General features: G+C 73.2%; 22 protein-coding genes and 3 riboswitches. Of the genes, 9 read left to right on the plus strand and 13 right to left on the minus strand.

The features are described from left to right. The 8 genes from AC3WRT_RS17790 to AC3WRT_RS17825 all read right to left on the minus strand — a co-directional run. On the minus strand, positions 1–916 hold a 916-nt coding region (locus AC3WRT_RS17790; protein ID WP_492724268.1), incomplete at its 3' end, for a cobalamin biosynthesis protein. Continuing rightward, positions 913–1,935, minus strand: coding sequence for a uroporphyrinogen-III C-methyltransferase (gene cobA, locus AC3WRT_RS17795; RefSeq protein ID WP_492724270.1), 1,023 nt, complete (start codon positions 1,933–1,935; stop codon positions 913–915). The genes cobA and AC3WRT_RS17790, both read right to left, overlap by 4 nt. Then, complete coding sequence (gene cobC, locus AC3WRT_RS17800) at positions 1,925–2,995, minus strand: Rv2231c family histidinol phosphate aminotransferase CobC (protein WP_492724272.1); 1,071 nt, start codon at positions 2,993–2,995, stop codon at positions 1,925–1,927. The genes cobA and cobC overlap by 11 nt, the downstream gene beginning before the upstream one ends. After that, complete coding sequence (locus tag AC3WRT_RS17805) at positions 2,992–4,431, minus strand: cobyrinic acid a,c-diamide synthase CobB (protein ID WP_492724274.1); 1,440 nt, start codon at positions 4,429–4,431, stop codon at positions 2,992–2,994. The genes cobC and AC3WRT_RS17805 overlap by 4 nt, the downstream gene beginning before the upstream one ends. Next, a complete protein-coding gene (cobO, locus tag AC3WRT_RS17810) occupies positions 4,428–5,039 on the minus strand; it encodes a cob(I)yrinic acid a,c-diamide adenosyltransferase (RefSeq protein WP_492724276.1) in 612 nt (203 codons plus the stop codon). The genes AC3WRT_RS17805 and cobO overlap by 4 nt, the downstream gene beginning before the upstream one ends. Continuing rightward, positions 5,039–7,180: a VWA domain-containing protein gene (locus AC3WRT_RS17815; RefSeq protein WP_492724278.1), complete on the minus strand. Its 2,142-nt coding sequence runs from the start codon at positions 7,178–7,180 to the stop codon at positions 5,039–5,041. The genes cobO and AC3WRT_RS17815 overlap by 1 nt, the downstream gene beginning before the upstream one ends. Before the next feature lie 56 nt (positions 7,181–7,236). After that, a riboswitch (cobalamin riboswitch) is annotated at positions 7,237–7,357 on the minus strand. A gap of 31 nt (positions 7,358–7,388) precedes the next feature. Beyond that, positions 7,389–8,129 carry a hypothetical protein gene (locus AC3WRT_RS17820; RefSeq protein WP_492724280.1) on the minus strand — a complete coding sequence of 247 codons (741 nt, stop codon included), beginning with the start codon at positions 8,127–8,129 and terminating at the stop codon, positions 7,389–7,391. Next, on the minus strand, positions 8,126–8,635 hold the full coding sequence (locus AC3WRT_RS17825) for a DcrB/PsbP domain-containing protein (protein ID WP_492724282.1): 510 nt from the start codon (positions 8,633–8,635) through the stop codon (positions 8,126–8,128). The genes AC3WRT_RS17820 and AC3WRT_RS17825 overlap by 4 nt, the downstream gene beginning before the upstream one ends. 144 nt (positions 8,636–8,779) lie before the next feature. Here AC3WRT_RS17825 and cbiE point away from each other — a divergent pair, with 144 nt between their 5' ends. The 5 genes from cbiE (at position 8,780) to AC3WRT_RS17850 (ending at position 12,427) form a co-directional block, all read left to right on the plus strand. Continuing rightward, positions 8,780–10,009: a precorrin-6y C5,15-methyltransferase (decarboxylating) subunit CbiE gene (cbiE, locus tag AC3WRT_RS17830; RefSeq protein WP_492724284.1), complete on the plus strand. Its 1,230-nt coding sequence runs from the start codon at positions 8,780–8,782 to the stop codon at positions 10,007–10,009. Further along, a complete protein-coding gene (locus AC3WRT_RS17835; RefSeq protein WP_492724286.1) occupies positions 10,006–10,791 on the plus strand; it encodes a cobalt-precorrin-4/precorrin-4 C(11)-methyltransferase in 786 nt (261 codons plus the stop codon). The genes cbiE and AC3WRT_RS17835 overlap by 4 nt, the downstream gene beginning before the upstream one ends. 30 nt (positions 10,792–10,821) lie before the next feature. Beyond that, positions 10,822–11,020, plus strand: a riboswitch (cobalamin riboswitch). Positions 11,021–11,050: 30 nt separating this feature from the next. Next, positions 11,051–11,263: a CbtB domain-containing protein gene (locus AC3WRT_RS17840; RefSeq protein WP_492724288.1), complete on the plus strand. Its 213-nt coding sequence runs from the start codon at positions 11,051–11,053 to the stop codon at positions 11,261–11,263. Between the two features lies 1 nt (position 11,264). Continuing rightward, on the plus strand, positions 11,265–12,038 hold the full coding sequence (locus tag AC3WRT_RS17845; protein ID WP_492724290.1) for a CbtA family protein: 774 nt from the start codon (positions 11,265–11,267) through the stop codon (positions 12,036–12,038). After that, a complete protein-coding gene (locus tag AC3WRT_RS17850; protein WP_492724291.1) occupies positions 12,035–12,427 on the plus strand; it encodes a hypothetical protein in 393 nt (130 codons plus the stop codon). The genes AC3WRT_RS17845 and AC3WRT_RS17850 overlap by 4 nt, the downstream gene beginning before the upstream one ends. Before the next feature lie 27 nt (positions 12,428–12,454). Here AC3WRT_RS17850 and AC3WRT_RS17855 read toward each other — a convergent pair whose 3' ends face one another. Beyond that, positions 12,455–12,889: a hypothetical protein gene (locus AC3WRT_RS17855; protein ID WP_492724293.1), complete on the minus strand. Its 435-nt coding sequence runs from the start codon at positions 12,887–12,889 to the stop codon at positions 12,455–12,457. A gap of 18 nt (positions 12,890–12,907) precedes the next feature. Further along, positions 12,908–13,198, minus strand: coding sequence for a DUF1905 domain-containing protein (locus tag AC3WRT_RS17860; RefSeq protein ID WP_492724295.1), 291 nt, complete (start codon positions 13,196–13,198; stop codon positions 12,908–12,910). Between the two features lie 120 nt (positions 13,199–13,318). On the opposite strand from AC3WRT_RS17860, the gene AC3WRT_RS17865 reads away from it, so the two are divergent. Next, complete coding sequence (locus tag AC3WRT_RS17865) at positions 13,319–13,783, plus strand: hypothetical protein (protein WP_492724297.1); 465 nt, start codon at positions 13,319–13,321, stop codon at positions 13,781–13,783. Between the two features lie 110 nt (positions 13,784–13,893). Beyond that, positions 13,894–14,790, plus strand: a complete 897-nt coding sequence (locus AC3WRT_RS17870) for a hypothetical protein (protein WP_492724298.1) — start codon at positions 13,894–13,896, stop codon at positions 14,788–14,790. A 23-nt stretch (positions 14,791–14,813) separates the two neighbouring features. Here the strand turns inward: AC3WRT_RS17870 and AC3WRT_RS17875 are convergent, their stop codons facing one another. The 3 genes from AC3WRT_RS17875 to AC3WRT_RS17885 are packed head-to-tail and all read right to left on the minus strand — an operon-like array spanning position 14,814 to position 18,180. Next, a complete protein-coding gene (locus AC3WRT_RS17875) occupies positions 14,814–16,364 on the minus strand; it encodes a precorrin-2 C(20)-methyltransferase (protein WP_492724300.1) in 1,551 nt (516 codons plus the stop codon). Next, positions 16,361–17,038, minus strand: coding sequence for a precorrin-8X methylmutase (locus AC3WRT_RS17880; RefSeq protein ID WP_492724301.1), 678 nt, complete (start codon positions 17,036–17,038; stop codon positions 16,361–16,363). Before AC3WRT_RS17880 ends, AC3WRT_RS17875 begins: the two co-directional genes overlap by 4 nt. Further along, on the minus strand, positions 17,035–18,180 hold the full coding sequence (locus tag AC3WRT_RS17885; protein WP_492724302.1) for a precorrin-3B synthase: 1,146 nt from the start codon (positions 18,178–18,180) through the stop codon (positions 17,035–17,037). The genes AC3WRT_RS17880 and AC3WRT_RS17885 overlap by 4 nt, the downstream gene beginning before the upstream one ends. A 31-nt stretch (positions 18,181–18,211) precedes the next feature. Next, positions 18,212–18,344, plus strand: a riboswitch (cobalamin riboswitch). A 40-nt stretch (positions 18,345–18,384) separates the two neighbouring features. On the opposite strand from AC3WRT_RS17885, the gene cobN reads away from it, so the two are divergent. Continuing rightward, complete coding sequence (gene cobN / locus AC3WRT_RS17890) at positions 18,385–22,038, plus strand: cobaltochelatase subunit CobN (protein WP_492724303.1); 3,654 nt, start codon at positions 18,385–18,387, stop codon at positions 22,036–22,038. 84 nt (positions 22,039–22,122) lie between these two features. Further along, positions 22,123–22,698 (plus strand): dienelactone hydrolase family protein, encoded by a 576-nt coding sequence (locus AC3WRT_RS17895; protein ID WP_492724305.1) that lies wholly within the window; start codon positions 22,123–22,125, stop codon positions 22,696–22,698. Positions 22,699–22,710: the final 12 nt, after the last annotated feature.

A 22,710-nucleotide genomic window follows, 5' to 3' on the forward strand; every position in this document is an offset into this window, starting at 1 on the left:
GGGCGAGGGTGAGGCTGATCGCGACGGCAAGGGAGCCGGCGGAGACCAGGCGGGCGAGGCGCGTGGCTGCGGCGATGTCCTGTGCCCGGGCGGGCGGGCCGTCCCCCAGCGTGCCGCGGTCCTCGACCTGGTTGTCGTAGACGTTGGAGCCGCCGAGCCGGATGCCGAGGACGCCCGCGAAGGCCGCCTCGACGACGCCGCCGTTCGGGCTCGGGTGCGCTGCCGCGTCCCGGCGGATCGCCGCCCAGCCCTGGGCTGCCCGGCCCCATGATCCGACAGCGAGCAGGCCCAGCCCCGCCGAGACCCGGGCCGGCGCCCAGTTGACGACGTCGTCGAGTCGGGCTGCGGCCCAGCCGAACTCGCGGTACCGGTCGTTTCGGTGACCGACCATGGCATCGAGCGTGTTGACCGCGCGGTAGCCGACCAGCCCAGGCACGCCGAGCAGTCCGCCCCAGAGGAGCGGTGCGACGACGGCGTCCGACGTGTTCTCGGCGAGCGACTCGATGCAGGCGCGAGCAACCTCGTCGGCGTCCAGGCACGTCGTGTCCCGACCGACGAGGTTGCGCACCTGGACCCGGGCGCCTTCGAGGTCACCACGCCGCAGCTGGTCGTCGATGCTTGCCGCCTCCCGGGTGAGCGACCGGCCGCCGAGCACGGCCCACGTCGCGGCGGCGGTCACGAGGGTGTGGGCGACGCCGTCGCGCCGGGTCGATCGCTCGGCGAGGACCCCGAGGCCGGCTGCCGCTCCCACCAGCAGCGCGACGTGGGCGATGCCGCTGGCGCGCCGGACGGCATACGTCCGCTTCTCGAGGGCCGTTGCGGCAGAGCCGAACCCGGCCACCGGGTGCCAGCGACGCGGGTCACCGACAGCCTGGTCGAGCGCCCAGCCGAGTGCGAGCCCCAGGGCGCGGCTCATCGGAGGACGTCGAGCGCGGCGACCTCGCCGATGACGACGACGGCGGGCGCCCCGAGCCGCTCGCGCCGTGCGGTGGCGTCGATCTGCGACAGCGGGGCTCGGGCCGTACGCATGCTCGGCAGCCCGGCGTCAGCCACCACGGCCGCCGGTGTCGTGGCCGGCAGGCCCTCGGCGACGAGCGTCTCGGCGATGGCCGCCAGCGTCGCGACGCCCATGAGCACGACGATCGTCGTGCGGCTGCGGGCGATGGCGCCCCAGTCGACCGTGCTGCGCGGGTCACCAGGCGGCACGTGCCCGCTGACCACCGTGAAGCCCTGCACCAGGGTGCGGTGCGTGACCGGGATGCCGGCCAGGGCGGGTGCGGCGATGCTCGACGAGATGCCGGGGATCACGACGACCGGGATGCCGCGCGCCGTGCAGGCCTCGGCCTCCTCGCCGCCGCGACCGAAGACGAAGTTGTCGCCACCCTTGAAGCGCAACACGTTCCGGCCTGCGAGAGCGTGCTCGACAAGGAGGTCGTTGATGCGCTCCTGCGGGGTGAAGTCGCCGCGCGGGATCTTGCCGACGTCGATGACGTGCACGTCGTCGCGGGCGTGCCGCATGGCGCTGAGCGGCGCGAGACGGTCGTGCACGATGACGTCGGCCTGCCGGATCGCCTCGATGCCGGCCACGGTCAGCAGACCGGGGTCGCCGAGGCCGCCACCGAGGAGCGTGACCGTGCCGGCCGTCGAGGCGCCCGGTCCCGCCGGGGATCGCTCCTCTGGCTGTGGCTGCGCCGCCGGGGACGTCGAGACGTCGGCACGCAGGACCACGTCGTAGTCCCCGGGGTCGGCGTCCGCGGCGAGCGTGACGAGACCTCTCTCGGCGAGGTCGCGCAATGATGTGGGCAGGTCCTCGACGGTGGCCGCGACCGTCACCCGGGCCCGGTCGCGGAGCAGGGCGTGCACCGTCGCCACCGAGTGCGGCGCCACGCGCGCGATGAGGACGGACAGGCCGGCGAAGCTCAGCTCAGGCGACACGACGCAGTCTCCTCAGGTGGTCGAGCGCCGAGGCGACGGCGCGCGAGGTCTCCGGCGCACGGACCGCCAGGCGGATCCAGGTCGGGCCGAGCCCCGGGAAGGTCTCGCCGCGGCGCACGGCGAACCCGAGCCGGGCGAGGTCCTCGCGCACCGACCCCGCACCGAGCGGGCTCGTGTCGACGAGGACGAAGGGAGCGGCCGAGGGCGCTGCGGTGGTGAGGCCGACGGTGGCGAGCTCCCGGAGGAGGACGTCGCGGTCGCGGGCGTACGCCACGGCTGCAGCCTCGGCCTCCGCGACGGCGCGCTTCGACAGGCAGGCCACCGTGGCGGCCACGGCGGGGCTGGACACCGACCACGGCGGCTGGACGGTGCGCAGCGCGGCGACGAGCGCCGGGTCGCCGACGACGTAGCCGGCCCGCAGTCCGGCCAGGCCCCAGGTCTTCGTCAGGGAGCGGATGACGAGCAGCCCCTCGAGGTCGGGGCCGACCAGCGACTCCGTCTCACCCGGCACCGCGTCCATGAAGGCCTCGTCCACGACGACGGCCCGTCCGCGGCGGCGCAGGGCCCGTAGGTCGCCGGCCGGGTGCAGCACCCCTGTCGGGTTGGTCGGGTTGCCGACGACGACGAGGTCGGCGCCGGCGTGCTCGCCGCTCCGGCCGAAGACGGCGGGGTCCAGCCGGAAACCGTCCTGGCGGCGCAGCAGGCAGCGCTCGACCCGGCGACCGGCGGCAGCCAGCGCTGCCTCCGGCTCGGTGAACTGCGGGTGCACCACGACCGGCCGGTCGCCCTCGAGGGCCCTGGCCACGAGGGTGAATGCCTCGGCCCCACCGGCGGTCGGCAGCACGCACTCGGGGTCGACGCCGTGCCGCGCGGCGATCGCCTCGACGGCCGGGGTGGAGTCGGGGTAGCGGCCGAGGTCGCCCAGGCTCTGCGCGATGACGTCGCCGAGCCACGGCGGCGGCGCGGGCAACCGCACGTTCACGGCGAGGTCCACGAGGCCGGGCGCGACGTCGCGGTCGCCGTGGTGGTGCAGGTCGACGGGACCCGCCCCGACGCTCACGACGCCCTCCGGTCGGACGCGGGGGTGACGGCATACGCGTGCACGGCGTCGGCGAAGCGCGCGGCGAGCCGGGGGTGCCCGGCCCAGTGCGTGTGGAGGTAGGACCCGTGCAACGTCGCGCGGCCGGTGCCGGCCAGGTCGAGCGCGAAGCCGTCGGGCGAGCCGTCGAGCAGCCACGCCGCAGTGCTCGGCCGCACCCCAGTGCTCACGGTGGTCCTGTGGAACTCATGACCGGTCACCCGAGTGCCAGCCACCCCGAGCACCGAGTCGGACGGCGCGATGGCGGTGCGGTAGCCGAGCGTCAGCCGCGGCCCCATCGCCGCGACAGCCGGGACGACGCCGACCATCTCGTGGCCGTCGACCGACTCGCACAGGTAGAGCAGTCCGGCGCACTCGGCAACCGTCGGCAGCCCGGAACGCACGGCCTCGAGGAGGTCGGTTCGGAGCGCGACGTTCGCCGAGAGCTGCGCGGCGTGCACCTCGGGGAAGCCACCGCCGAGGTAGAGGCCGGCGGTGCCGATGGGCAGCGACCGGTCGTGCAGCGGGTCGAAGACGACCGGCTCGAGCCCGGCGGCGCGCAGCAGCTCGTCGGTCTCGGCGTAGCGGAAGGTGAAGGCGCGCCCCCCGGCGACGGCCACGCGAGGGCGACTCCCCCCGCGGACCGGCCGGGCTGCATCGCCGAGCGCCGCGGCGGCGTCCCACGCGGGCGCGTCGAGCGCCGGCGCGGACCGCGCGACCGACAGCACGGCATCGAGGTCGATGTGCTCGGCCACGCGCTCGGCGAGGAGCCGCACGGACGCGACGGCCTCGTCGCGCTCCGCGGCTGGCACCAGCCCGAGATGCCGCGACGGGGCGTCGATGCCGGAGTCGCGGGGGAGGGCTCCGAGCACCGGCACCCCGGTGGCCTCGAGTGCTGACCGCACCTCGCGCAGGTGCCGCTCGGAAGCCGCCTTGTTGAGCACCACGCCCGCGACCCGGACGCCGGGCTCGAACGTGGCGAGGCCATGGACGATCGCGGCCGCTGTGCGGGTCATGTGGCTGACGTCCAGGACGAGCACTACCGGGGTCCGCGTCAGGGTCGCCACGTGGGCGGTGGAGGCGTAGCCGTCCCCGCCGATGCGTCCGTCGAAGAGCCCCATGACCCCCTCGATGACGGCGACGTCCGTCGGTCCGTCGGCGGCGGCGCCGTGCACGAGCAACGGCGCCACCCGCTCCTCGCCACAGAGGAACGGGTCGAGGTTGCGGCCGGGACGGCCCGTCGCCAACGAGTGGTAGCCGGGGTCGATGAAGTCGGGCCCCACCTTGAAGCCCGCGACGCCGAGGCCGCGGGCACGCAGCGCGGCCATGAGGCCCGTCGCGACCGTCGTCTTGCCGTGCCCGGAGCCGGGCGCGGCGACGACGATCCGCGCCAGGTGGGTGCCGTGGCGCTCGCTCACCACTCGATCCCCCGTTGGCCCTTCTGGCCGGCGTCGAAGGGGTGCTTGACCTTCGTCATCTCCGTCACCAGGTCGGCGAGGTCGAGCACCGCCTCCGGGCACCGCCGCCCGGTGATGACGACGTGCTGGTGCCCTGGGCGGTCGCGCAGGGCAGCGACGACGTCGTCGACGTCGATCCACCCCCACGCCATCGGATAGGTGAACTCGTCGAGGACGTACAGCCCGTGGGTCTCGGCGGCGAGGCGGCGCTTGATCTCGGCCCAGCCCTCGCGGGCCCCCTCCGCGTGGTCGTCCTCGGTGCCCTCCTTGCGGGTCCACGACCAGCCGGCGCCCATCTTGTGCCACTCCATCGGACCGCCCTGGCCGGTCTCGCGGTGCAGCTCGGCGAGGGTCTCGACGGCAGTCTGCTCGCCGATGCGCCACTTCGCGCTCTTGACGAACTGGAACACCCCCACGGACCAGCCCTGGTTCCAGCCGCGCAGGGCCAGGCCGAAGGCTGCGGTCGACTTCCCCTTGCCGTCGCCCGTGTTGACGATGACGAGCGGCCGGTTGCGGCGCTGGCGCGTGGTCAGCCCGTCGGTCGGGACCGTGGTCGGCTGGCCGCGCATCAGGCAGCCCTCCCGGTCGTCGGCCGGTCGGCGCGGGCCGCGCCGACGATGGCGCTCGCGGCCAGCTCGCCGACCGGCAGGTGCTCGGCGCCGAGGTGCTCGGCGAGCCGCGCGGCCAGGCCCATCCGGAAGCGACCGGACTCGCAGTCCAGCACGACCGACTCGACGCCCTCGTGCCGCAGCCGGCGGGCGACGCGGGCCGCCCGGGCCAGCGCGTCCGTGCCGCTCGTGGCCCGGCCGTCGGTGACGACGACGAGGAGCGCTCGCCGGTTCGGGTCGCGCAGGCGCTCGACACGCAAGGTGTCGTATGCCGTCTCGAGGCCTTCCGCGAGCGGCGTCCGTCCGCCGTGGGGCAGGTCGCGCAACCGGCGTGCGGCGATGTCGACCGACCCGGTCGGGGGCAGGGTGAGCTCCGCTCCCGTGCCCCGGAAGGTCACGAGGCCGACCTTGTCGCGGCGCTGGTAGGCGTCGAGCAGCAGCGACAGGACGGCGGACTTGACGGCCTCCATGCGGCGGCGCGCGGCCATGGACCCGGACGCGTCGACGCAGAGCAGCACGAGATTGGACTCGCGGCCTTGGAGCACCGAACGGCGCAGGTCGCCGGGGAGCACCCGGAGTCGACTCGCGTCGGAGACCCCCGGGCGCCTCGCTGCCGCTGCCCGGATGGTCGCCGGCAGGTGCACCGGCCCGGTGGAGCCGCTCGTCGATCCGACGCGGCGGCCGGTGCTCGTCAGGGCCGCGGACCGCCGCCCAGGGTCGCCCTGGCCGATCCCCTTGGCGCGCAGGAGCTTCGCCCGATACGGCTCGTCGGCGGCGCTGACGCCCGACGCCGCGACGCCGGTGCCTCCCCCCGGCGCGTCGGGCTCGCTCGCCTGGCCCTCTTCCGCCTTATCCGCCTCGGTCGCCTCGTGCTCAGCGCGCTGCGGCTCCGGCTGGTGCTGCGTCTGGTGCTCGGGCTGTCCCGACTCGCGCGACGTGCTGGGCTGCGCCTCGCCGCCGCCGCCGTCGTCGTCGTCGGCGGCCTCGGGTTCGCCGCCGTCGCCCGGGCCGGGGTCCGGCTCGGGCTCCGGGTCGTCCTCGCCGAGCAGCTGGTCGAGGAGGTCCTCGTCGAGGCCGGGGGAGTCGAAGGGGTTGCGGCGCCGGCGGTGCGGCAGCGCCAACCGGGCAGCCGCCCGCACGTCGGCGACGGTGACCGTCGTGCGCCCGGACCACGCGGCGTGGGCGATGGCTGCGCGGGCGGTCACGATGTCGGCTCGCAGGCCGTCGACCTCGAAGCCGGCGCAGACGGTCGCGATCTTCGTCAGCACGTCGTCGGACAGCATGACCGCACCGACGCGTGACCGCGCGTCGGCGATGCGTGTGCGCAGCGCGTCCTGGTCGCCCTCGAACCGCGCCACGAACGCAGCGGGGTCGGCATCGAAGGCGAGGCGACGGCGTACGACCTCCGCGCGCAGGGCAGGCTCGCGAGGCGCGGCCACTTCCACGGTCAGGCCGAAGCGGTCGAGCAGCTGCGGGCGCAGCTCGCCCTCCTCGGGGTTCATGGTGCCGACGAGCACGATGCGCGCAGCGTGCGAGACGGACACCCCGTCGCGCTCGACGGTGTTGCGACCCATCGCCGCCGCGTCGAGCAGCAGGTCGACGAGGTGGTCGTGCAGCAGGTTGACCTCGTCGACGTAGAGGATCCCGCGGTTCGCGGCCGCCAGTAGCCCGGGCTGGTATGCCGTCTCGCCGCGTCCCAGCGCCCGCTCGAGGTCCAGCGAGCCGACGACGCGGTCCTCGGTGGCACCGATCGGCAGCTCGACGAGGCGGGCAGCGCGGGTGTCGGGCTCGGTCCCGGCGTCGTGCGGCCCGTCAGGGCACCCGGCGCCCTCACCGGGGGCGCAGCCGAAGCGGCAGCCGGCGACGACCTGCTGGCGGGGGAGCACCGCGGCGAGGCCGCGCACCATCGTCGACTTCGCGGTGCCCTTTTCGCCGCGCACGAGCACGCCGCCCACCTCGGGCGAGACGGCCGTCAGGACGAGGGCCAGGGCCAGGTCGTCGGAGCCGACGACGGCCGAGAAGGGGAAGGTGTCGGGCGGGGACGCGTGCTGGTCAGGGCCTTTCGAGCCGTTCACAGTGCCGTCGTTCGAGCCGTCGCGCATGGACTGCGAGCCTCCTGCGGGTGCCTCGCCCGCGTCGGTGGACCGGTCGCGCCCGGCGGGCACGACCAGCGACGGGAGATGCCCTGGCTTGCGCCGACCGCGTGGTCGGACGTTCACAGTGGCGGGACCGCTCCGGATTCGCACCGGATTCCTCTCCCAGTCGCCGGTGGCAGTCTGCCACGTCGGCCGGGGCCCTGTGCGGGAGGGCTCACGCCGACTGGACGACCACCCCGGTCTCGGCGTCCGTCGGCAGGATCGACACGACCGCGCGCCACAGGGCGGTCGAGCTGCTGGGGACGAGCACCGGGCCGCGGTCGTCCGCCTCGACCCGGAGGACACCGGCGTCCGTGTCCACCCAGGCGAGTCTGCGCACGACGGTGCGGCCCCGAGCAGGGAAGGCGATGTCGACCACGCACAGCGTCCACCGGCCGGCCCGCACCGCGTCGACGGCCGAGGGCCACGGCGCGAGCAGGTCGGCGAGGGCTTCGCCGCCGTCGGCGCGGGCCCGGGGGGAGTTGGAGGCGAGGTCGTCGAGGAGCGACTCGTCGAGGACGGCGGAGGTCCCGAGAAGCGGGGGCCGGGTCTGCAGGCCGGTCACGTGGGCGATGGAGGCGGGCACGAACTCGGTGCTGACGGCGGCGAAGTCGTAGGTGCCGTCGCCGAGGTCGGTGAGCACGGCGCTGACGAGGGCCACCCAAGCCTGGTGCAGGCGTACGCCGTCGGGGCAGGTCACGAGCACCTGGAGGGAGCCGAGTGAGCTGGTGACGGCGGCGAGCGCGTTGCGCAGCGTCGGGTGCGGGGCGCCTGCCGTGATGGCTCCCGCGTGGACCAGGCGGTCCACACCCTCCTCGCAGGCCTGGTCGGGGTCCGTGGCGTACTCGACGAGGGTGATGAAGGCGTCGGCATCGAGGCGCAGCTCGGCGGAGGCTGCGTCGAAGGTGACACTCATGCAGTGACCAGCCGGTCCGCGTGCACGACGAGGCTGGCGGCGACGGCGTCGAGCACACCGGCCATCTCGGGCAGTCGCAGCGTGGCGACCCGCGCGGTCATGGTGACGCTGGTGCCCTCGACCACGGTGGACCACGTCTCGCAGGTCACCGACTCGCGCGCCGGCGTCGAGTAGGTCGCCAGCCGGCGCCACCCGGTGTGGCCGCCCACGCGAACGTCCTCGTGGTCGAGCTGCAGATAGCCGTCCAGCTCCTCCTCGTCGCGGCGCAGGCGCTCGCTCGCCCAGTCGGCGAGCGTCCCGTCGGCGGGGGCGAAGGCGACGACGACGTTGGTGCGAAAGCGGTCCGCGTCGTCCGGCTCGACGGCGGCGACGACTCCGCCTTCCGGCATGGCCTCGATGGTGACCCACGAGGCGGGCACGTCGAACGACACGCTGTCGCCGTGCGTGGTCCTGGTCGTCAGCAGCGGCGCCGGGGCACGGCGCGGCCCCGAGTCGACGTCGGTCATGGTGGTGGTTCCTCCCCTGGTCGCCCGGATGGCTGCCCGTCTCCCCGGAGGACGCGCGATAGACATCATGGGGCCGAGATGGGGCGTATCGGACCGGAACGGTCATATCGGGTCACCGCGGATCCTCGCGCTAGGGTCGCCGCTGTGATCGAGGTGGTGGGCGTCGGTGCGTCCGGACTGGACTCCGTCGGCCCCGACGGCCTCCGGCTCGTCGAGGAGGCCGAGGTGGTCGTGGGTGGCGGGCGTCACCTGGCCATGCTCGAGGACCTGCCCGGTCGTCGCCTCGTCTGCTGGCCATCGCCCCTGCTGCCGGGGCTCCGCGGTCTGCTGGACGCCGTCGCCGGACGCCGCGTCGTCGTGCTGGCGAGCGGTGACCCGCTCGTGTCGGGCATCGGGTCGACGCTCCTGCGGGAGCTCGGCCCGGAGGCCGTGCGAGTCCATCCCGCGGTGTCGTCCGTGGGGCTGGCTCGCGCGCGGATGCGTTGGTCCGCTGAGGACTGCGAGGTCGTGACGCTCGTGGGGCGTGATGTCGACAGCCTGCGCCGCCACCTCGCGCCGCGGGCCAGGCTCGTGGTTCTGACGTCAGGTGAGGACGCGCCCTCCCAAGTCGCTTCCCTGCTCGTCGAGGAGGGGTATGCCGGCAGCTGCCTCACCGTGCTCGGTGACCTGGGGTCCCCGGCGGAGACGCGCACCGACGGGGTGGCCGCATCCTGGGACGCCCGTCCCGCCCCTCGGCTGCACCTGGTCTGCGTCGAGTGTGACTCCCAGCCGCAGCGGAGCGCGAGGTCATTGGTGCCGGGACTGCCCGACACGGCATACGACCACGACGGGCAGCTGACCAAGCGCGTCGTGCGGGCTGCGGCACTGGCTCACCTCGCCCCCCAGCCGGGGGACGTCATGTGGGACCTCGGGGCCGGGGCGGGCTCGGTCGGCATCGAGTTCGCCCGCCAGCACCCGCGCAACGAGGTGCACGCGGTCGAGCGCGACCCGGAGCGGGCCGAGCGGGTGCGGCGCAACGCCCGCGCGCTCGGCGCGCCCGGCCTGCAGGTCGTGGAGGCGTCGTCGGCCGATGCGGTGGCCACCCTGCCTCGGCCGGACGCCGTCTTCGTCGGCGGGGGCGCGACGACCGAGCTGCTCGACGCCTGCTGGGCGGCGTTGGCGTCCGGTGGGCGGCTCGTCGTGCACGGCGTCACCGTCGAGACGGAGCTGGTGCTGCACGAGGCCCGCCGCCGGCTCGGTGGCTCGATGGCCCGGATCGCCGTGGAGGACCTCGACACCATCGGGTCGCTCCACGGCTGGAAGCCGGCCCGCCACATCGTACAGTGGTCAGTGGAAAAGCCCGCAGCACAATGGAATTCGGAGGGCTGCCCGTGACGGTCCACTTCATCGGTGCCGGCCCGGGAGCTGCCGACCTGCTCACCCTGCGTGCGGTCCGGCTCATCGGAAAGTCACACGTGTGCCTCTACGCCGGCACCTACCTCGGCGCGGAGGTGCTCGCGCACTGCCCCGAGGGGGCCGAGCTCGTCGACACGCAGCACCTCGACCTCGACGCCATCACCGGGCACTGCGTGCGGGCGCACCAGTCGGGGCACGACGTCGCCCGGCTCTGCTCAGGCGATCCCTCGCTCTACTCCGCCATCGCCGAGCAGACCCGCCGCCTCGACCGCGCGGGCGTGCCGTGGGACGTGACGCCCGGGGTGCCGGCGTATGCCGCCGCGGCAGCGCTGGTAGGGCGCGAGCTCACGGTCCCGGAGGTCGCCCAGTCCGTGGTGCTGACCCGCGCGCACCGCGACTCGACGCAGATGCCCGAGACGGAGTCGCTCGCCCACTTCGCGCGGTCGCGCGCCACGCTCGTGCTGCACCTGGCGATCCGACGCACCCGTGAGCTGATGGCCTCGCTCGTCGACGACTACGGCGACGACTGCCCGGTGGTTGTCGTCGCCAACGCGGAGCAGCCCGACCAGCTCGTCCTGCGCGGCACGCTGACCGACATGGCCGACCAGGTGGAGGCGGCAGGACTGCGGCAGGCGGCAGTCATCCTCGTCGGTCGCGCGCTGGCCGCCCGCGACACCGACGGCTTCGTCGAGTCGCACCTCTACGGGACGCGGATCACGGGCACGCGGAACGCGGGCACGCGGAACACGCCGGGGGAGTGAGCTGCCCGTGGCGCAGCCAGCCCGGCTGTGTCAGGATGCGAGGGCCGTAGTGCACGGGAAGTCGGTGTGATTCCGACGTGGTCCTCGCCACTGTGACCAAGGAGCAAGTCCCCACCATTCGCCACTGGTAACCGCAGGTCTGACACAAGTCGGACACCGGGTCGCTGGGAAGGCTGGGGAGGCGTGACGATCTGGAAGCCAGGAGACCGGCTGCGGCGTGATCTGTCCACGAGGCATGGAAAGAAAGGGTCAATCTGCCATGGCCACTGCTGCTGCATCGGCACCTGCTGCCGTCCCCGCCGTCTCCGCTGTCCGCGTGCCCGTCTGGGCCTGGGCCGTGCTCGCGTTCGCGGTCTTCACCCTCTACTTCCTCTCGCAGGAGAACGGCGCGCTGCTCAGCACTCCCGCTGCGCAGCTGCTCCACGAGCTGACGCACGACGCGCGTCACGCTCTCGGCGTGCCCTGCCACTGAGGTGGAACTGACCTTCGGCTCCGTGCTGCGGCGCGGGGTCCTGGCCGGCGTGTCCGCAGGCCTCTCGGCCGCTCTCGTGAGCCTGCTCGTGGTGGAGCCGGTGATCCGCCGGGCCCTCGCCGTCGAGGATGCGAGAGACCTCCACGGCGGTCAGTCCGCTCCGTCGGGTCTCGCGACCCACGGTGGAGACGAGCCACTGGTCTCCCGGGCGGCGCAGGTCGTGGGTGGTGCCGTCACGGCGGTGCTCGTCGGTATCGCGGTGGGCGTCGTGTTCGCCGTCGTCTTCTCGCGGTTGCGCGACCGGCTGCCCGGGCGTGGCGACTTCGGACGCTCGATGGTGCTGGCCGCCATCGCCTTCGCGACCGTGAGTCTCTTTCCGGCCGTGAAGATCCCGTCCAACCCACCCGCCGTTGGCGACCCGGAGACGGTCGGTCGTCGCACTGCGTTGTATGCCGTCGTCCTCCTGCTCGGCGTCGTGATCGCGCTCGTCGTGCCGGTGCTCGACCGGCTCCTCGCGGCCCGCGGGAGGGAGCCGTCGACCCGGTGGTCGCTCGACGTCGTTGCCACGGTGGTGCTCGTCGTGCTCGTCCTGGCACTCGTGCCGGGCTCGCCCGACGCGGTCCCGGCCGACGTGCCGGCGGCCCTGCTGTGGGACTTCCGGCTCGCGTCCCTGGCGCAGCTCGCGACGATGTGGCTGACCCTCGGCCTCGTCCTCGGGCTGCTGCTGGAGCGGGTCGACACGCCGAGGCGGGGCGCCCCGCCCGTGGCAGCGTGACGGCATACCAGCGCTCCTCCGGCACCACGTGCATCGTGCGCGTGTGCCGCGACTGCTGCTGCGGCACGGAGGCGAAGCACCCGGGGGTCGACCACGACGGGCTGCTGGCCCGCCTCGAGGCCGGCGCCCGGGGTCACGCGCGGGTGCTGCGGAGCGGGTGCCTGCTCGCCTGCGACGAGTCGAACGTGGTCGTGGTGACGCCGTCGACGGCCGGGCGCCGGGGCGGTGGGCGACCGGTGTGGCTGCGGGCGGTGCTCGACGACGAGGCCGTCGACGACATCACGGCGTGGGTCGCGCTCGGCGGGCCCGGCGTCGCGCCCGTGCCCGGGTCACTGGCTGCGCGGGTGTTCGCCCCGAGCGGGCTGTCGCTGACGTGGACGGCGGTCTGAGGAGGGCTGAGGAGGCCGGGGGATCGCTCAGAGGAACGACTCGAGGTCGTCGCGCATGCGGGTCAGCTCCGGCTGCTCGCCGTAGAAGCTCTGCAGGGCGGCGAGCGCGCGCAGCACGACGGTCCGGCCCTCGTCGTCGATTTGGCCGGTGAGGCGCAGCAGCGTGAAGCCGGCGCCCACGACCGTCGTCGCGGCATCGACGCCGTCCTCGTCGTCGATCTCGGCGATGAGGCCGTCGATGTCCGCCGAGTCCTCGAAGGCGTCGGCGAGCAGGTCGCGCACGGTCGAGTGGGCACTGAGCTCGTCGGTGCGCGCCGCCCACTCGGCCAGCAGGTCCGCGCCCTCGTCGGTGCCGAAGGGCGTGAACTCGCCCGACGGGTCGTCGTAGATGGGACTCGTGAAGTGGTCGATGAACGCGTCGTCCGCCGGTGCGTCGATGCCCGGGCCCGTCTCGTCATCCATGACATCCAGCATGCCGTGTCACGAGTCGGCCCGGACGTCCAACCCCACCGAGACCGTGTCACCCTCCTCGACGTCCTCGGCCCGGCGCACGGCGTCCTTGAGCGGGACGACGTAGCCGCCGTCCTTGGGCCACAGCGACGTCGTCCACTCGGTGGCACCGATGCGCGCGGTGACCGGGATCATGCCCCAGCCGTAGCTGACGTGGGCCACGTCGTGCAGGGCCTGCGACTCGTCCTCCGGCACGGTGACGAAGTAGTAGGGCGCCGGCCCCCGCCACTCCCAGACCTCGCCGCTGAACTCCAGCTCCATGCCCGACAGCATGGCAGCCGCAGCGGCGAGGTCGGAGCCTGCGTGGCGCGATGTATTTCGCCGTGACCGCGAGCCTCCGACACTCACAGCACCGTTCCACCCACCAAGGAGGGTTCGCCCATGTCCCACGTCGAGATCCCGGACCACCTCAGCATCGAAGTCACGCAGGTCGCTCGCTATCGCGCCTTCGAGGAGACCGCCCGCGGTTTCGTCCTGCCGAACGCCGAGAGCACCGACCGCCACTTCTTCTTCTCGCTCCCCGGGGCGATCGCACTTCCTGCCGTGATCTACTTCCGGACGCGGCACACCGGCAAGCCCTCGTTCTCGGTCAGGGTCAACGACGCCACGCTGACCCAGTACTCCTTCTTGGACGGCGACGAGGCCGAGCGCACCTGGCACGAGATCATCCCCGCAACCACCCCCGGCGGCCCCACTCTCAGGCCGAACAACAATGAGCTGGTCTTCTTCGCACGCGACGGCTCCGTGGTGTTCGGGGATGTCGTCATCCTCTACACGTCGGACCAGACCACCGTCCCGGTCCAGGTCGTCGTCGCCGCGAGCCTCGGGGAACGCTCGGCGGGGTGAGGGGGAAGGTATTAGTACCTTTGTCCCTCTTTCGGCTAGTACCGGTCGGCCTGTTGGCTCGGCACGTCGCACCACAGGGGTGCGCACGAGCACCCATCAAGGGGCACCACATGCGCAAGACGACCCACGGACTGCTGCGCGGGACCGCCATCCTCACCGCCAGCACGCTCCTCGGCCTCACGCTGGCCGGCATCGCCACCGCCAAGGGCGAGACCGGCGACGACAGCACCACGGCGACGGCAACAGCCGGCTCGACCGGCAACTACGCCGTGACCATCAACGGGACGACCTACGATCCGGCACCCGGCAAGGACGCCAAGGTCTCGGACCTCAGGGTCCAGGGCGTCGTGAAGGTGACCGGAGTGCACACCACCTTCACCCTCGACCCGGCGACCCTGGGCGTCTATGACTACACGCTGACCGGCGCGCCGTCGCCGGAACGGATGGTCACCAGCCCGACCGTGGTCTTCGCGAGCAAGGTCCCAGCCCTCACGACCGCCCAGCTGAACAGCCCGCTGCTCGAGCTGCAGGTCCGCGACGACGCCCTGGTCGCGATCTTCCGCACCTCTGCCGGCAAGCTCAAGGTCCAGGCCAAGGACGCCCCGCAGGGTGGGATCTTCCAGATGGAGCCCGAGTTCGGCACCGCCGTCACGATCACCCACAACCTCGGCCCGACGCTCTTCTACTTCGTCAACCCGTTCACCGGCAAGGTCAACTTCAGCAACGGCGTCGACGCGGTGTCCTCGGCGCAGGGCAGCACCGGCTACCACCAGATGCTGCTCGGCAAGGACAGCCCGCAGGTCGCCACGAAGACGTCGCAGACCGGGTCGGTGACCACGTGGTCAGTGGCCTCGGGTGGCCGGATGGGCGGAGTGCTGGGCGAGGACGCCATCGAGCTGAGCCAGGGTGCGACCAGCTGCACGCAGGACTGCCAGGCCCAGAACAGGATCCGCGACTCGCTCCCCGTCCCGCCCGACCCGACCAACCCGACGCCGATCGGCGGCTGAAGCCGCTCATCCACCGAGGCGGGTCAGGGGACGTAACGCGGCGTCCACACCTGGTCCGCCTCGGTGAGGCGCGTCCCGGATGCGCAGACGATGACGAGGCACAACATGTCGATGGTGGCCGGGTCGAGCTCGGCCAGGGTCGTCACCAGCAGGGACTCCTCGGCCCGGCCCACATCACGCCCGACGACCACGATGGTCGAGGGGTCGCGCTCCTCGAGGAGGATCTCCCGTGCCCGGATGATCTGGTCGGTGCGGCTGCGCGACGCCGGGTTGTAGAGGGCGACGACGAGGTCGGCGGAGGCCGCGGCGCGCAAGCGCTTCTCGATGACCGCCCACGGCTTGAGCCGGTCGGAGAGCGACAGGATCGCGAAGTCGCCGCCGAGGGGCGCGCCGGCGCGGGCCGCAACGGCCTGGGCGGCCGTGACCCCGGGCAGCACGCGTACGGGGACGTCGGCGTAGCCGTGCGTCTCGGCCGCCTCGAAGACGGCCGACGCCATGCCGAAGACCCCGGCGTCGCCGCCGGACACGACGGCGACGCGCTCTCCCTTCCGGGCGAGCTCGAGGGCGGCACGGGCGCGGTCGACCTCGACGGTGTTGCCGGAGGCGTGGCGGGTCAGGCCCTCGCGCTGCGGGACCCGGCTGACGTAGGGGGCGTAGCCGACGACGTGACCGACCTCGGCGAGAGCGGCCGAGGCCTCGGGGGTCAGCCAGCGGTCGGGGCCGGGGCCCAGGCCGATGACGACCACCTCGCCGACGGCATACGTCTCCCGGTCGGACTGCGGGACGGCCGCGGCGACGGGTCGCGAGGACGCCGCCCGGCCGGCGGCATCGGCACGCAGGTCCTTGCCGGGCACGACGACCATCGACATGTAGGGGACGCGCGAGGCGTCGACCTCGGCGACGGGCAGCACCTGCTCGGCGTCCGAGCTCGCGCGCTCGACGTAGCGCGCCTCGTCGAGCCTGCCTGCCTGGCGCAGCGCCTCGCGGACGTTCTCGAAGGTGCGGCCAAGCTTCATCACGACGGCCGCCTCGGTGTCGGCGAGCCGGCGGGCGAGCTCCGGCACGGGCAGGGTGCCGGGCAGGATCGTCAGCACGTCCTCGTGCCGGCACAGGCCGGTCGCGACCGCGGCTGCCGAGCCGCTGACCGACGTGACGCCCGGGACGACGGCAGCGTCGTAGCGGGCGGCGAGGCGGTCGTGGAGATACATGTACGTGCCGTAGAAGAGCGGGTCGCCCTCGGCCAGCACGACGACGTTGCGACCCGAATCGAGATGCGCCGCAAGGCGATCGGCAGACTTGTCGTAGAAGTCTGCCATGAGCCCGTGGTAGCCGAGGGGATGGTCCGTGGCGCCCGTGGTGGCGGGGTAGACGAAGAGCTCCTCCACCGCGTCGGCGCGGAAGTAGGACGCAGCGATCCGCCGGGCGATCGAGTCGCCCCGTGGCCCGCTGTGGAAGGCGACGACGTCGGCCTCGCGGATGAGCCGCGCCGCCTTGACGGTGACGAGCTCGGGGTCGCCGGGGCCCACGCCGACCCCGCGGAGCCAGCCCGGCCGTGCGGTGTCCGTCGTGCTCACAACTCCTCCTCACGGGCGAGTGCGTTGACGGCCGACGCGGCCAGGGCCGACCCGCCGCGGCGGCCGTGGACCACCAGCCACGGGATGTCGAAGGGGTTCTCGGCCAGTGCGACCTTGGACTCGGCCGAGCCGATGAAGCCCACCGGGATACCCACGATGGCGGCCGGACGTGGGCCGCCGTCGGCGATCGTCTCGAGCAGGTGGAACAGGGCGGTGGGTGCGTTGCCGATGGCCACGACCGCGCCCTCGACGCGGTTGCCCCAGAGGGAGACGGCAGCCGCGGATCGCGTTGTGCCCCAGTCCTTTGCGAGACCGGGCACCCGCTCGTCCCGCAAGGTGCAGACGACCTCGTTGTCGTGCGGCAGGCGGGCGCGCGTGATGCCCGAGGCGATCATGTGGGCGTCGGTGAGGACGGGTGCGCCGGACTGCAGCGCCGCTCGGGCGGCGGTGACCAGGCGGGGGTGAACGGCGATGTGCTCCGTGAGGTCGACGTCGCCGCTCGCGTGCACCATGCGGACGGCCACCACCCGGGCGTCCTCGGGAAGGTGGTCCAGTCGCGCCTCGGCGCGGATCGTCGCGAACGACCTGCGGTAGATGTCGGCCCCGTCCGTGACGTAGTCGTAGCGCCGCGTCGGTGGCGCGGCAGCCCCTCTTAGCGAGTCCGGCACCGTCATCCCTGCTCCTCCGGTTCGGCTTCGGTGATGGTGGCCAGGGCGTCGGCGAGCGAGGTCGGGGCCAGGACGTCGACGTATGCCGTCGCCGGGGTGCCGCATCGACGCTCGCACCCGCTGACGTGGACCGGCAGGCGTCCGGCCGGGAGGACCGGGGCGAGGTCGCGGGCCAGCGCGCGCGTGTCGATCGCGGACCTCGCGCAGCCGGGCAGGCCGGTGCAGGCATGCAGGCGCGTCCACGGGGACGTGGAATGGGTCGCAAGGCCGGCCGCCTCGAGCTCGGGGAGAGCGGAGGCGGCATCCTCGATGACGAGCGAGCGCCAGGGGGTCACCCCGACGCGGTCTGCGACCCGGCTGAGCGCGGCGACGTGGTCGGGGCGGAGCAGTCCGAGCGGCACGGCGACGACGGCGTGGTCGCCGACGGCTCCGAGCGGGCGCTCCGGGCGCGTCCGCGGCTCCACTCGCGCTGCCGGCTCGGCACCAAGCGGTCGACCGAGTTCGCTGACGTGCCAGATGGATTCGTCACCCACCGCCTTCTCGACGAACTCGCGCGCGATGTCGATGAGCGTGGGAACTGCGGCCGTCAGCGGCAGGTCCCATCCCCGGTCCTGGCCACCGGCCAGCACGACGCAGCGACCCGGTCCGGTCGCGATGAGGCCGAGGTCGAAGGAGTCGCCGATGACGTCGCCGCGGCCGTCGTCGAGGACGAAGAGGAAGCGCCCCCCGAGCCGGACGAGTTCCGGATCGTCGCAGAGGGCGGCATCGAGGTCCCCCACCACGGGACGCAGGTCAGCGTGTCCGTCCCTGTCCAGCCCGGACAGCGGCGACACCACGGTGTTGCGCACCAGCTCGTGGGTGGGCGACGGGACGAGGCCGGTGCCCCGGATCGCGTCGGCGATCCGTGGCGTCAGCGGGTCGGGCAGCCCGCGCAGCTGGAGAGCGCCCCGGGACGTCAGCTGAATCGCCGGATCTTTTTGTCCCGCAGCGATCTCGAGCAGTTCTGCGAGGGCGCGGAGCGACACCGGCTGGCCCGCCGGACGGAGCCGGACGATCGAACCGTCCACCGCCACGAAGGGTCGGCTCACGCCCGGGCAGGCGTCGCCTGCCCGGCGCTCTCGGGTCGTCGGGGCCGTCACGCGGCACATGCTAGGCCCGACCCCGGCACATGCAAGACCAGCGTCTCGGGGCTAGGGTGGTCACAGCGTCGTCGACCAGGAACCCGGTGAGAATCCGGGACGGTCCCGCCACTGTGAGTCGCCACCCGTGAGGGAGGCGGTGAGTCAGGAACTGCCGGCAGCGCTTCATTTCCTTTCGACCGCGGGGCGTGGACACCCCGCCGAGGAGTTCCAGTGACGCGCATCGCGCTGCTCTCGACGTCTGACACCGACCTGCTGTGCGCTCGCGGCAGCGGTGCCGACTACGTGCTCGCCAACCCCTCTCGCCCCGGCCACACTTCGATGGCCGACGCGATCGAGGCGGCCGACATCGTCGTGGCGCGGATCCTCGGTGGTCCCCAGGACCTGTGTGAGGGCTTCCGCCGCATCCGCTCCACGGGCAAGCCGATGGTCGTGCTCGGCGGTGAGCAGACGCCGCACGCCGCGCTCATGGACTTCTCGACGGTGGCTCCGGGCGTCGTGGCCGAGGCCCACCGCTACCTCGCCGAGGGGGGTGCGGCCAACCTGCGCCAGCTCCACGCGTTCCTCGGCGACACCCTCCTGATGACCGGTGAGGGCTTCGAGCCGCCGGTGGTCCTGCCCTCGTGGGGCGTCCTGGACCGCCCCGACCCCCAGCCCGCCGCAGTCGAGAGCTCTCGCCCCCGCGTCGGGATCCTCTTCTACCGCGCCCAGTTCGCGGCTGAGAACACCGCCTACGTCCACGCCCTCGCCGACGCGGTCGACGCCGCTGGAGGCATCGGTGTGCCGGTGCACGTGTCGTCGCTGCGCGACGCGCCGGCGGACCTGCTCGAGCACCTCACGGCATACGACGTCCTGGTCACGACCGTGCTCGCCGCCGGCGGCACGAAGCCGGGCACCGCCAGCGCGGGTGAGGACGACGAGGCCTGGGACGTGCAGGCCCTCGCAGCGCTCGACGTGCCGATCATCCAGGGGCTGTGCCTGACGTGGAGCCGCGAGCAGTGGGACCTGAGTGACGACGGCATGAGCCCGCTCGACGTCGCGACTCAGGTCGCGGTGCCCGAGTTCGACGGGCGCATCATCGGAAGTGTCTTCTCCTTCAAGGAGAGCGACGCCGACGGGCTGCCGCACTACGTGCCCGACCCCGAGCGATGCTCCCGGCTCGCCACGCTCGCCGTCAACCACGCCCGCCTGCGCCACACCCCGACCGCCGAGCGGCGCATCGCGATCGTCCTGTCGGCCTACCCCTCCAAGCACTCGCGCATCGGGAACGCCGTCGGCCTCGACACGCCGGTCTCGATCATCCGGCTGCTGCGGGCCATGCGCGATGCCGGCTACGACCTCGGCGAGCCGGGCGAGATCCCGGGCACCGGGCCGCTCGACCCCGTCGACGGCGAGGCACCCGACACGACCGCAGGCAACGCGCTCATCCACGCCCTCATCGAGGCTGGAGGCCAGGACGAGGACTGGCTGACCCAGGAGCAGCTGAGCGGCCAGCCGGTGCGCATCCCGGCCGCCCGCTACCGCGAGCACTTCGACACCCTGCCGACCGGGCTGCGCGACGCGGTCACGAAGCACTGGGGTGAGGCGCCCGGCGAGGTCTTCGTCGACCGGCACACGAACGCCGGCGGCGAGCTCGTCGCGGCGAGCATCCGCGCCGGCAACGTCGTCGTCCTCGTCCAGCCGCCGCGCGGCTTCGGTGAGAACCCGATCGCGATCTACCACGACCCCGACCTCCCGCCGACGCACCACTACCTGGCCGTCTACGACTGGCTCGCAAGGGAGTTCGGGGCCCACGCCATCGTCCACATGGGCAAGCACGGCAACCTCGAGTGGCTCCCCGGCAAGAACCTTGCGCTCTCCGCCGCGTGCGGTCCCGACGCGACGATCGGGTCGATCCCCCTCGTCTATCCCTTCCTCGTCAACGACCCGGGTGAGGGCAGCCAGGCCAAGCGTCGCGCCCACGCGACGATCGTCGACCACCTTGTGCCCCCGATGGCGCGGGCCGAGTCCTACGGCGACATCGCCCGCCTGGAGCAGCTGCTCGACGAGTACGGGAACGTGTCCGTGATGGACCCGGCCAAGGCGCCCGCCCTGCGCGCCGAGATCTGGACCCTGATCCAGTCGGCTCAGTTGCACCACGACCTCGGCCTCGACGAGCGCCCCGACGACGACGAGTTCGACGAGTTCGTCATGCACGTCGACGGCTGGCTCTGCGAGGTCAAGGACGTCCAGATCCGCGACGGTCTCCACGTCCTCGGTGAGGCCCCGCAGGGTGAGACCCTCGCCAACCTCGTGCTCGCGATCCTGCGGGCCAACCAGGTCTTCGCCGGCGCGGTCGGCGCCGTGCCGGGGCTGCGGACGGCGCTCGGCCTCAGCGAGGGGCACTCCGAGCGCTCGTCCGTCGACGACGCCGAGGAACAGGCTGCAGCGCTCGTCGCGGCCCTCGCCGAGGCCGGTTGGGACGAGGCCGCCGTGCCCGCGATCGTGCGCGGCCAGCTGGGTGCCGACGCGCAGGTCGACACCGACGGCGTATGCCGTTCGCTGGCCTTCGCGTGCCGCGAGATCGTACCGCGGCTGCGCGCCACGACGGGCGAGATCGATGCAGTCCTCCATGCCGTCGGCGGCGGCTACGTGCCGGCCGGCCCGTCGGGGTCGCCCCTGCGCGGTCTCGTCAACGTGCTGCCGACCGGCCGCAACTTCTACTCCGTCGACCCCAAGGCCATCCCGTCCCGGCTCGCTTGGGAGACAGGGCAGCTGCTCGCCGACGACCTGCTCGCCCGGCACCGCGCCGACACCGGCGAGTGGCCGCGCTCGGTCGGCCTGTCGGTGTGGGGCACGTCGGCCATGCGCACCTCCGGCGACGACATCGCCGAGGTCCTCGCCCTGCTCGGTGTCCGTCCGCGGTGGGACGAGATGTCCCGCCGTGTCGTCGGTCTCGACGCCATCCCGCTCGGCGAACTCGGCCGCCCGCGCATCGACGTCACCGTCCGCATCTCCGGCTTCTTCCGCGACGCCTTCCCGCACGTCATCGCCATGCTCGACGACGCCGTGCAGCTCGTCGCCGCACTCGACGAGAGTCCGGACGACAACTACCTGCGAGCGCACGTCGCCGGCGACCTCGCCGAGCACGGTGACGCCCGCCGTGCGACGACGCGCATCTTCGGCAGCAAGCCCGGCTCCTACGGCGCCGGCATCCTGCCGCTCATCGAGTCGGGCAACTGGCGCTCCGACGCCGACCTCGCGGAGGTCTATGCCACGTGGGGCGGCTTCGCCTACGGGCGCGAGCTTGACGGCATACCTGCTCGGGCCGACATGGAGCGCACCTACGCGCGCATGGACGTCGCGGCCAAGAACATCGACACCCGCGAGCACGACATCGCCGACAGCGACGACTACTTCCAGTACCACGGCGGCATGGTCGCGACGGTGCGCGCGCTGACAGGGCGCGAGCCCAAGGCGTACGTCGGCGACTCGACGACGCCCGACTCGGTGCGCACCCGCAGCCTCACCGAGGAGACGGCACGCGTCTTCCGCGCCCGCGTCGTCAACCCGCGCTGGATCGCGGCGATGCGGCGGCACGGCTACAAGGGTGCCTTCGAGCTGGCCGCGACGGTCGACTACCTCTTCGGCTTCGACGCGACGGCCGGGGTGGTCACCGACTGGATGTACGAGCAGCTCGCCCAGACGTACGTCCTCGACAAGGAGAACCGCGACTTCCTGCAGCACGCGAACCCCTGGGCGCTGCACGGGATGATCGAGCGGCTGCACGAGGCCGTCGACCGTGGGCTCTGGGCCGAGCCCGACCCGGCGCTGATGGCCGACCTCCAGCAGGTCTACCTCGACGTCGAGGGCGAGCTCGAGGACTGACCAGCCCCGGCCGAAGCTGAGTGTCGGTCGGTCGGTCTAGGTTGTTGGATCAACAGCCGGGACCCACCGAGCACAGGAGCAACCATGGCCGACGTCCTCCTGCACCACCACGCCCAGGGCCAGACCCAGGGCTTCCTCGCCTTTGCCGACGCGCTGCGCGCCGCCGGCCACACCGTGCACGCCCCTGACCTCTACGACGGGAAGAGCTTCGCCACCCTCGACGAGGGCATGGCCAACGCCCGGTCCATCGGCTTCGACACCCTGCTGGAGCGCGGCGTCGCCGTGGCCGAGGGGCTGCCCGACGACCTGGTGTGTGCCGGCTTCTCCCTCGGCGTCATGGCCGCGCAGCGGCTCGCCCAGACGCGGCCCGGGGCGCGCGGGGCGGTCCTGCTCGACTCGGCCATCCCGCTCGGCGAGTTCGCCCCCGACTGGCCGGCCGGCGTCCCCGTCCAGGTCCACGGCGGGGAGGCCGACGAGTTCTTCGTGGACGAGGGCGACATCGACGCCGCGCGCGCGATCGTCGCCGCGGCCGAGGACGGTGAGCTCTTCACGTATGCCGGGTGCGGCCACCTCTTCGCCGACGCCAGCACGACGACCTACGATCCCGAGGCGGCGGCGCTCGTGCAGCAGCGCGTCCTCGACTTCCTCGCCCGACTCTAGAACGCACCCACC

This window comes from Terrabacter sp. FW104-15G4B, assembly GCF_058790095.1.

Excerpts from the sequence above, each read along its gene's own strand:
- cobO (WP_492724276.1), bottom strand. The coding sequence starts at position 5,039 with ATGCGCGGCCAGCCGACCACGGTCCCGACCGACGGGCTGACCACGCGC.
- AC3WRT_RS17815 (WP_492724278.1), bottom strand. The coding sequence starts at position 7,180 with ATGCGCGACGGCTCGAACGACGGCACTGTGAACGGCTCGAAAGGCCCT.
- AC3WRT_RS17820 (WP_492724280.1), bottom strand. The coding sequence starts at position 8,129 with ATGAGTGTCACCTTCGACGCAGCCTCCGCCGAGCTGCGCCTCGATGCC.
- AC3WRT_RS17825 (WP_492724282.1), bottom strand. The coding sequence starts at position 8,635 with ATGACCGACGTCGACTCGGGGCCGCGCCGTGCCCCGGCGCCGCTGCTG.
- AC3WRT_RS17840 (WP_492724288.1), top strand. The coding sequence starts at position 11,051 with ATGGCCACTGCTGCTGCATCGGCACCTGCTGCCGTCCCCGCCGTCTCC.
- AC3WRT_RS17855 (WP_492724293.1), bottom strand. The coding sequence starts at position 12,889 with ATGGATGACGAGACGGGCCCGGGCATCGACGCACCGGCGGACGACGCG.
- AC3WRT_RS17860 (WP_492724295.1), bottom strand. The coding sequence starts at position 13,198 with ATGGAGCTGGAGTTCAGCGGCGAGGTCTGGGAGTGGCGGGGGCCGGCG.
- AC3WRT_RS17865 (WP_492724297.1), top strand. The coding sequence starts at position 13,319 with ATGTCCCACGTCGAGATCCCGGACCACCTCAGCATCGAAGTCACGCAG.
- AC3WRT_RS17870 (WP_492724298.1), top strand. The coding sequence starts at position 13,894 with ATGCGCAAGACGACCCACGGACTGCTGCGCGGGACCGCCATCCTCACC.
- AC3WRT_RS17880 (WP_492724301.1), bottom strand. The coding sequence starts at position 17,038 with ATGACGGTGCCGGACTCGCTAAGAGGGGCTGCCGCGCCACCGACGCGG.
- AC3WRT_RS17885 (WP_492724302.1), bottom strand. The coding sequence starts at position 18,180 with ATGTGCCGCGTGACGGCCCCGACGACCCGAGAGCGCCGGGCAGGCGAC.
- AC3WRT_RS17895 (WP_492724305.1), top strand. The coding sequence starts at position 22,123 with ATGGCCGACGTCCTCCTGCACCACCACGCCCAGGGCCAGACCCAGGGC.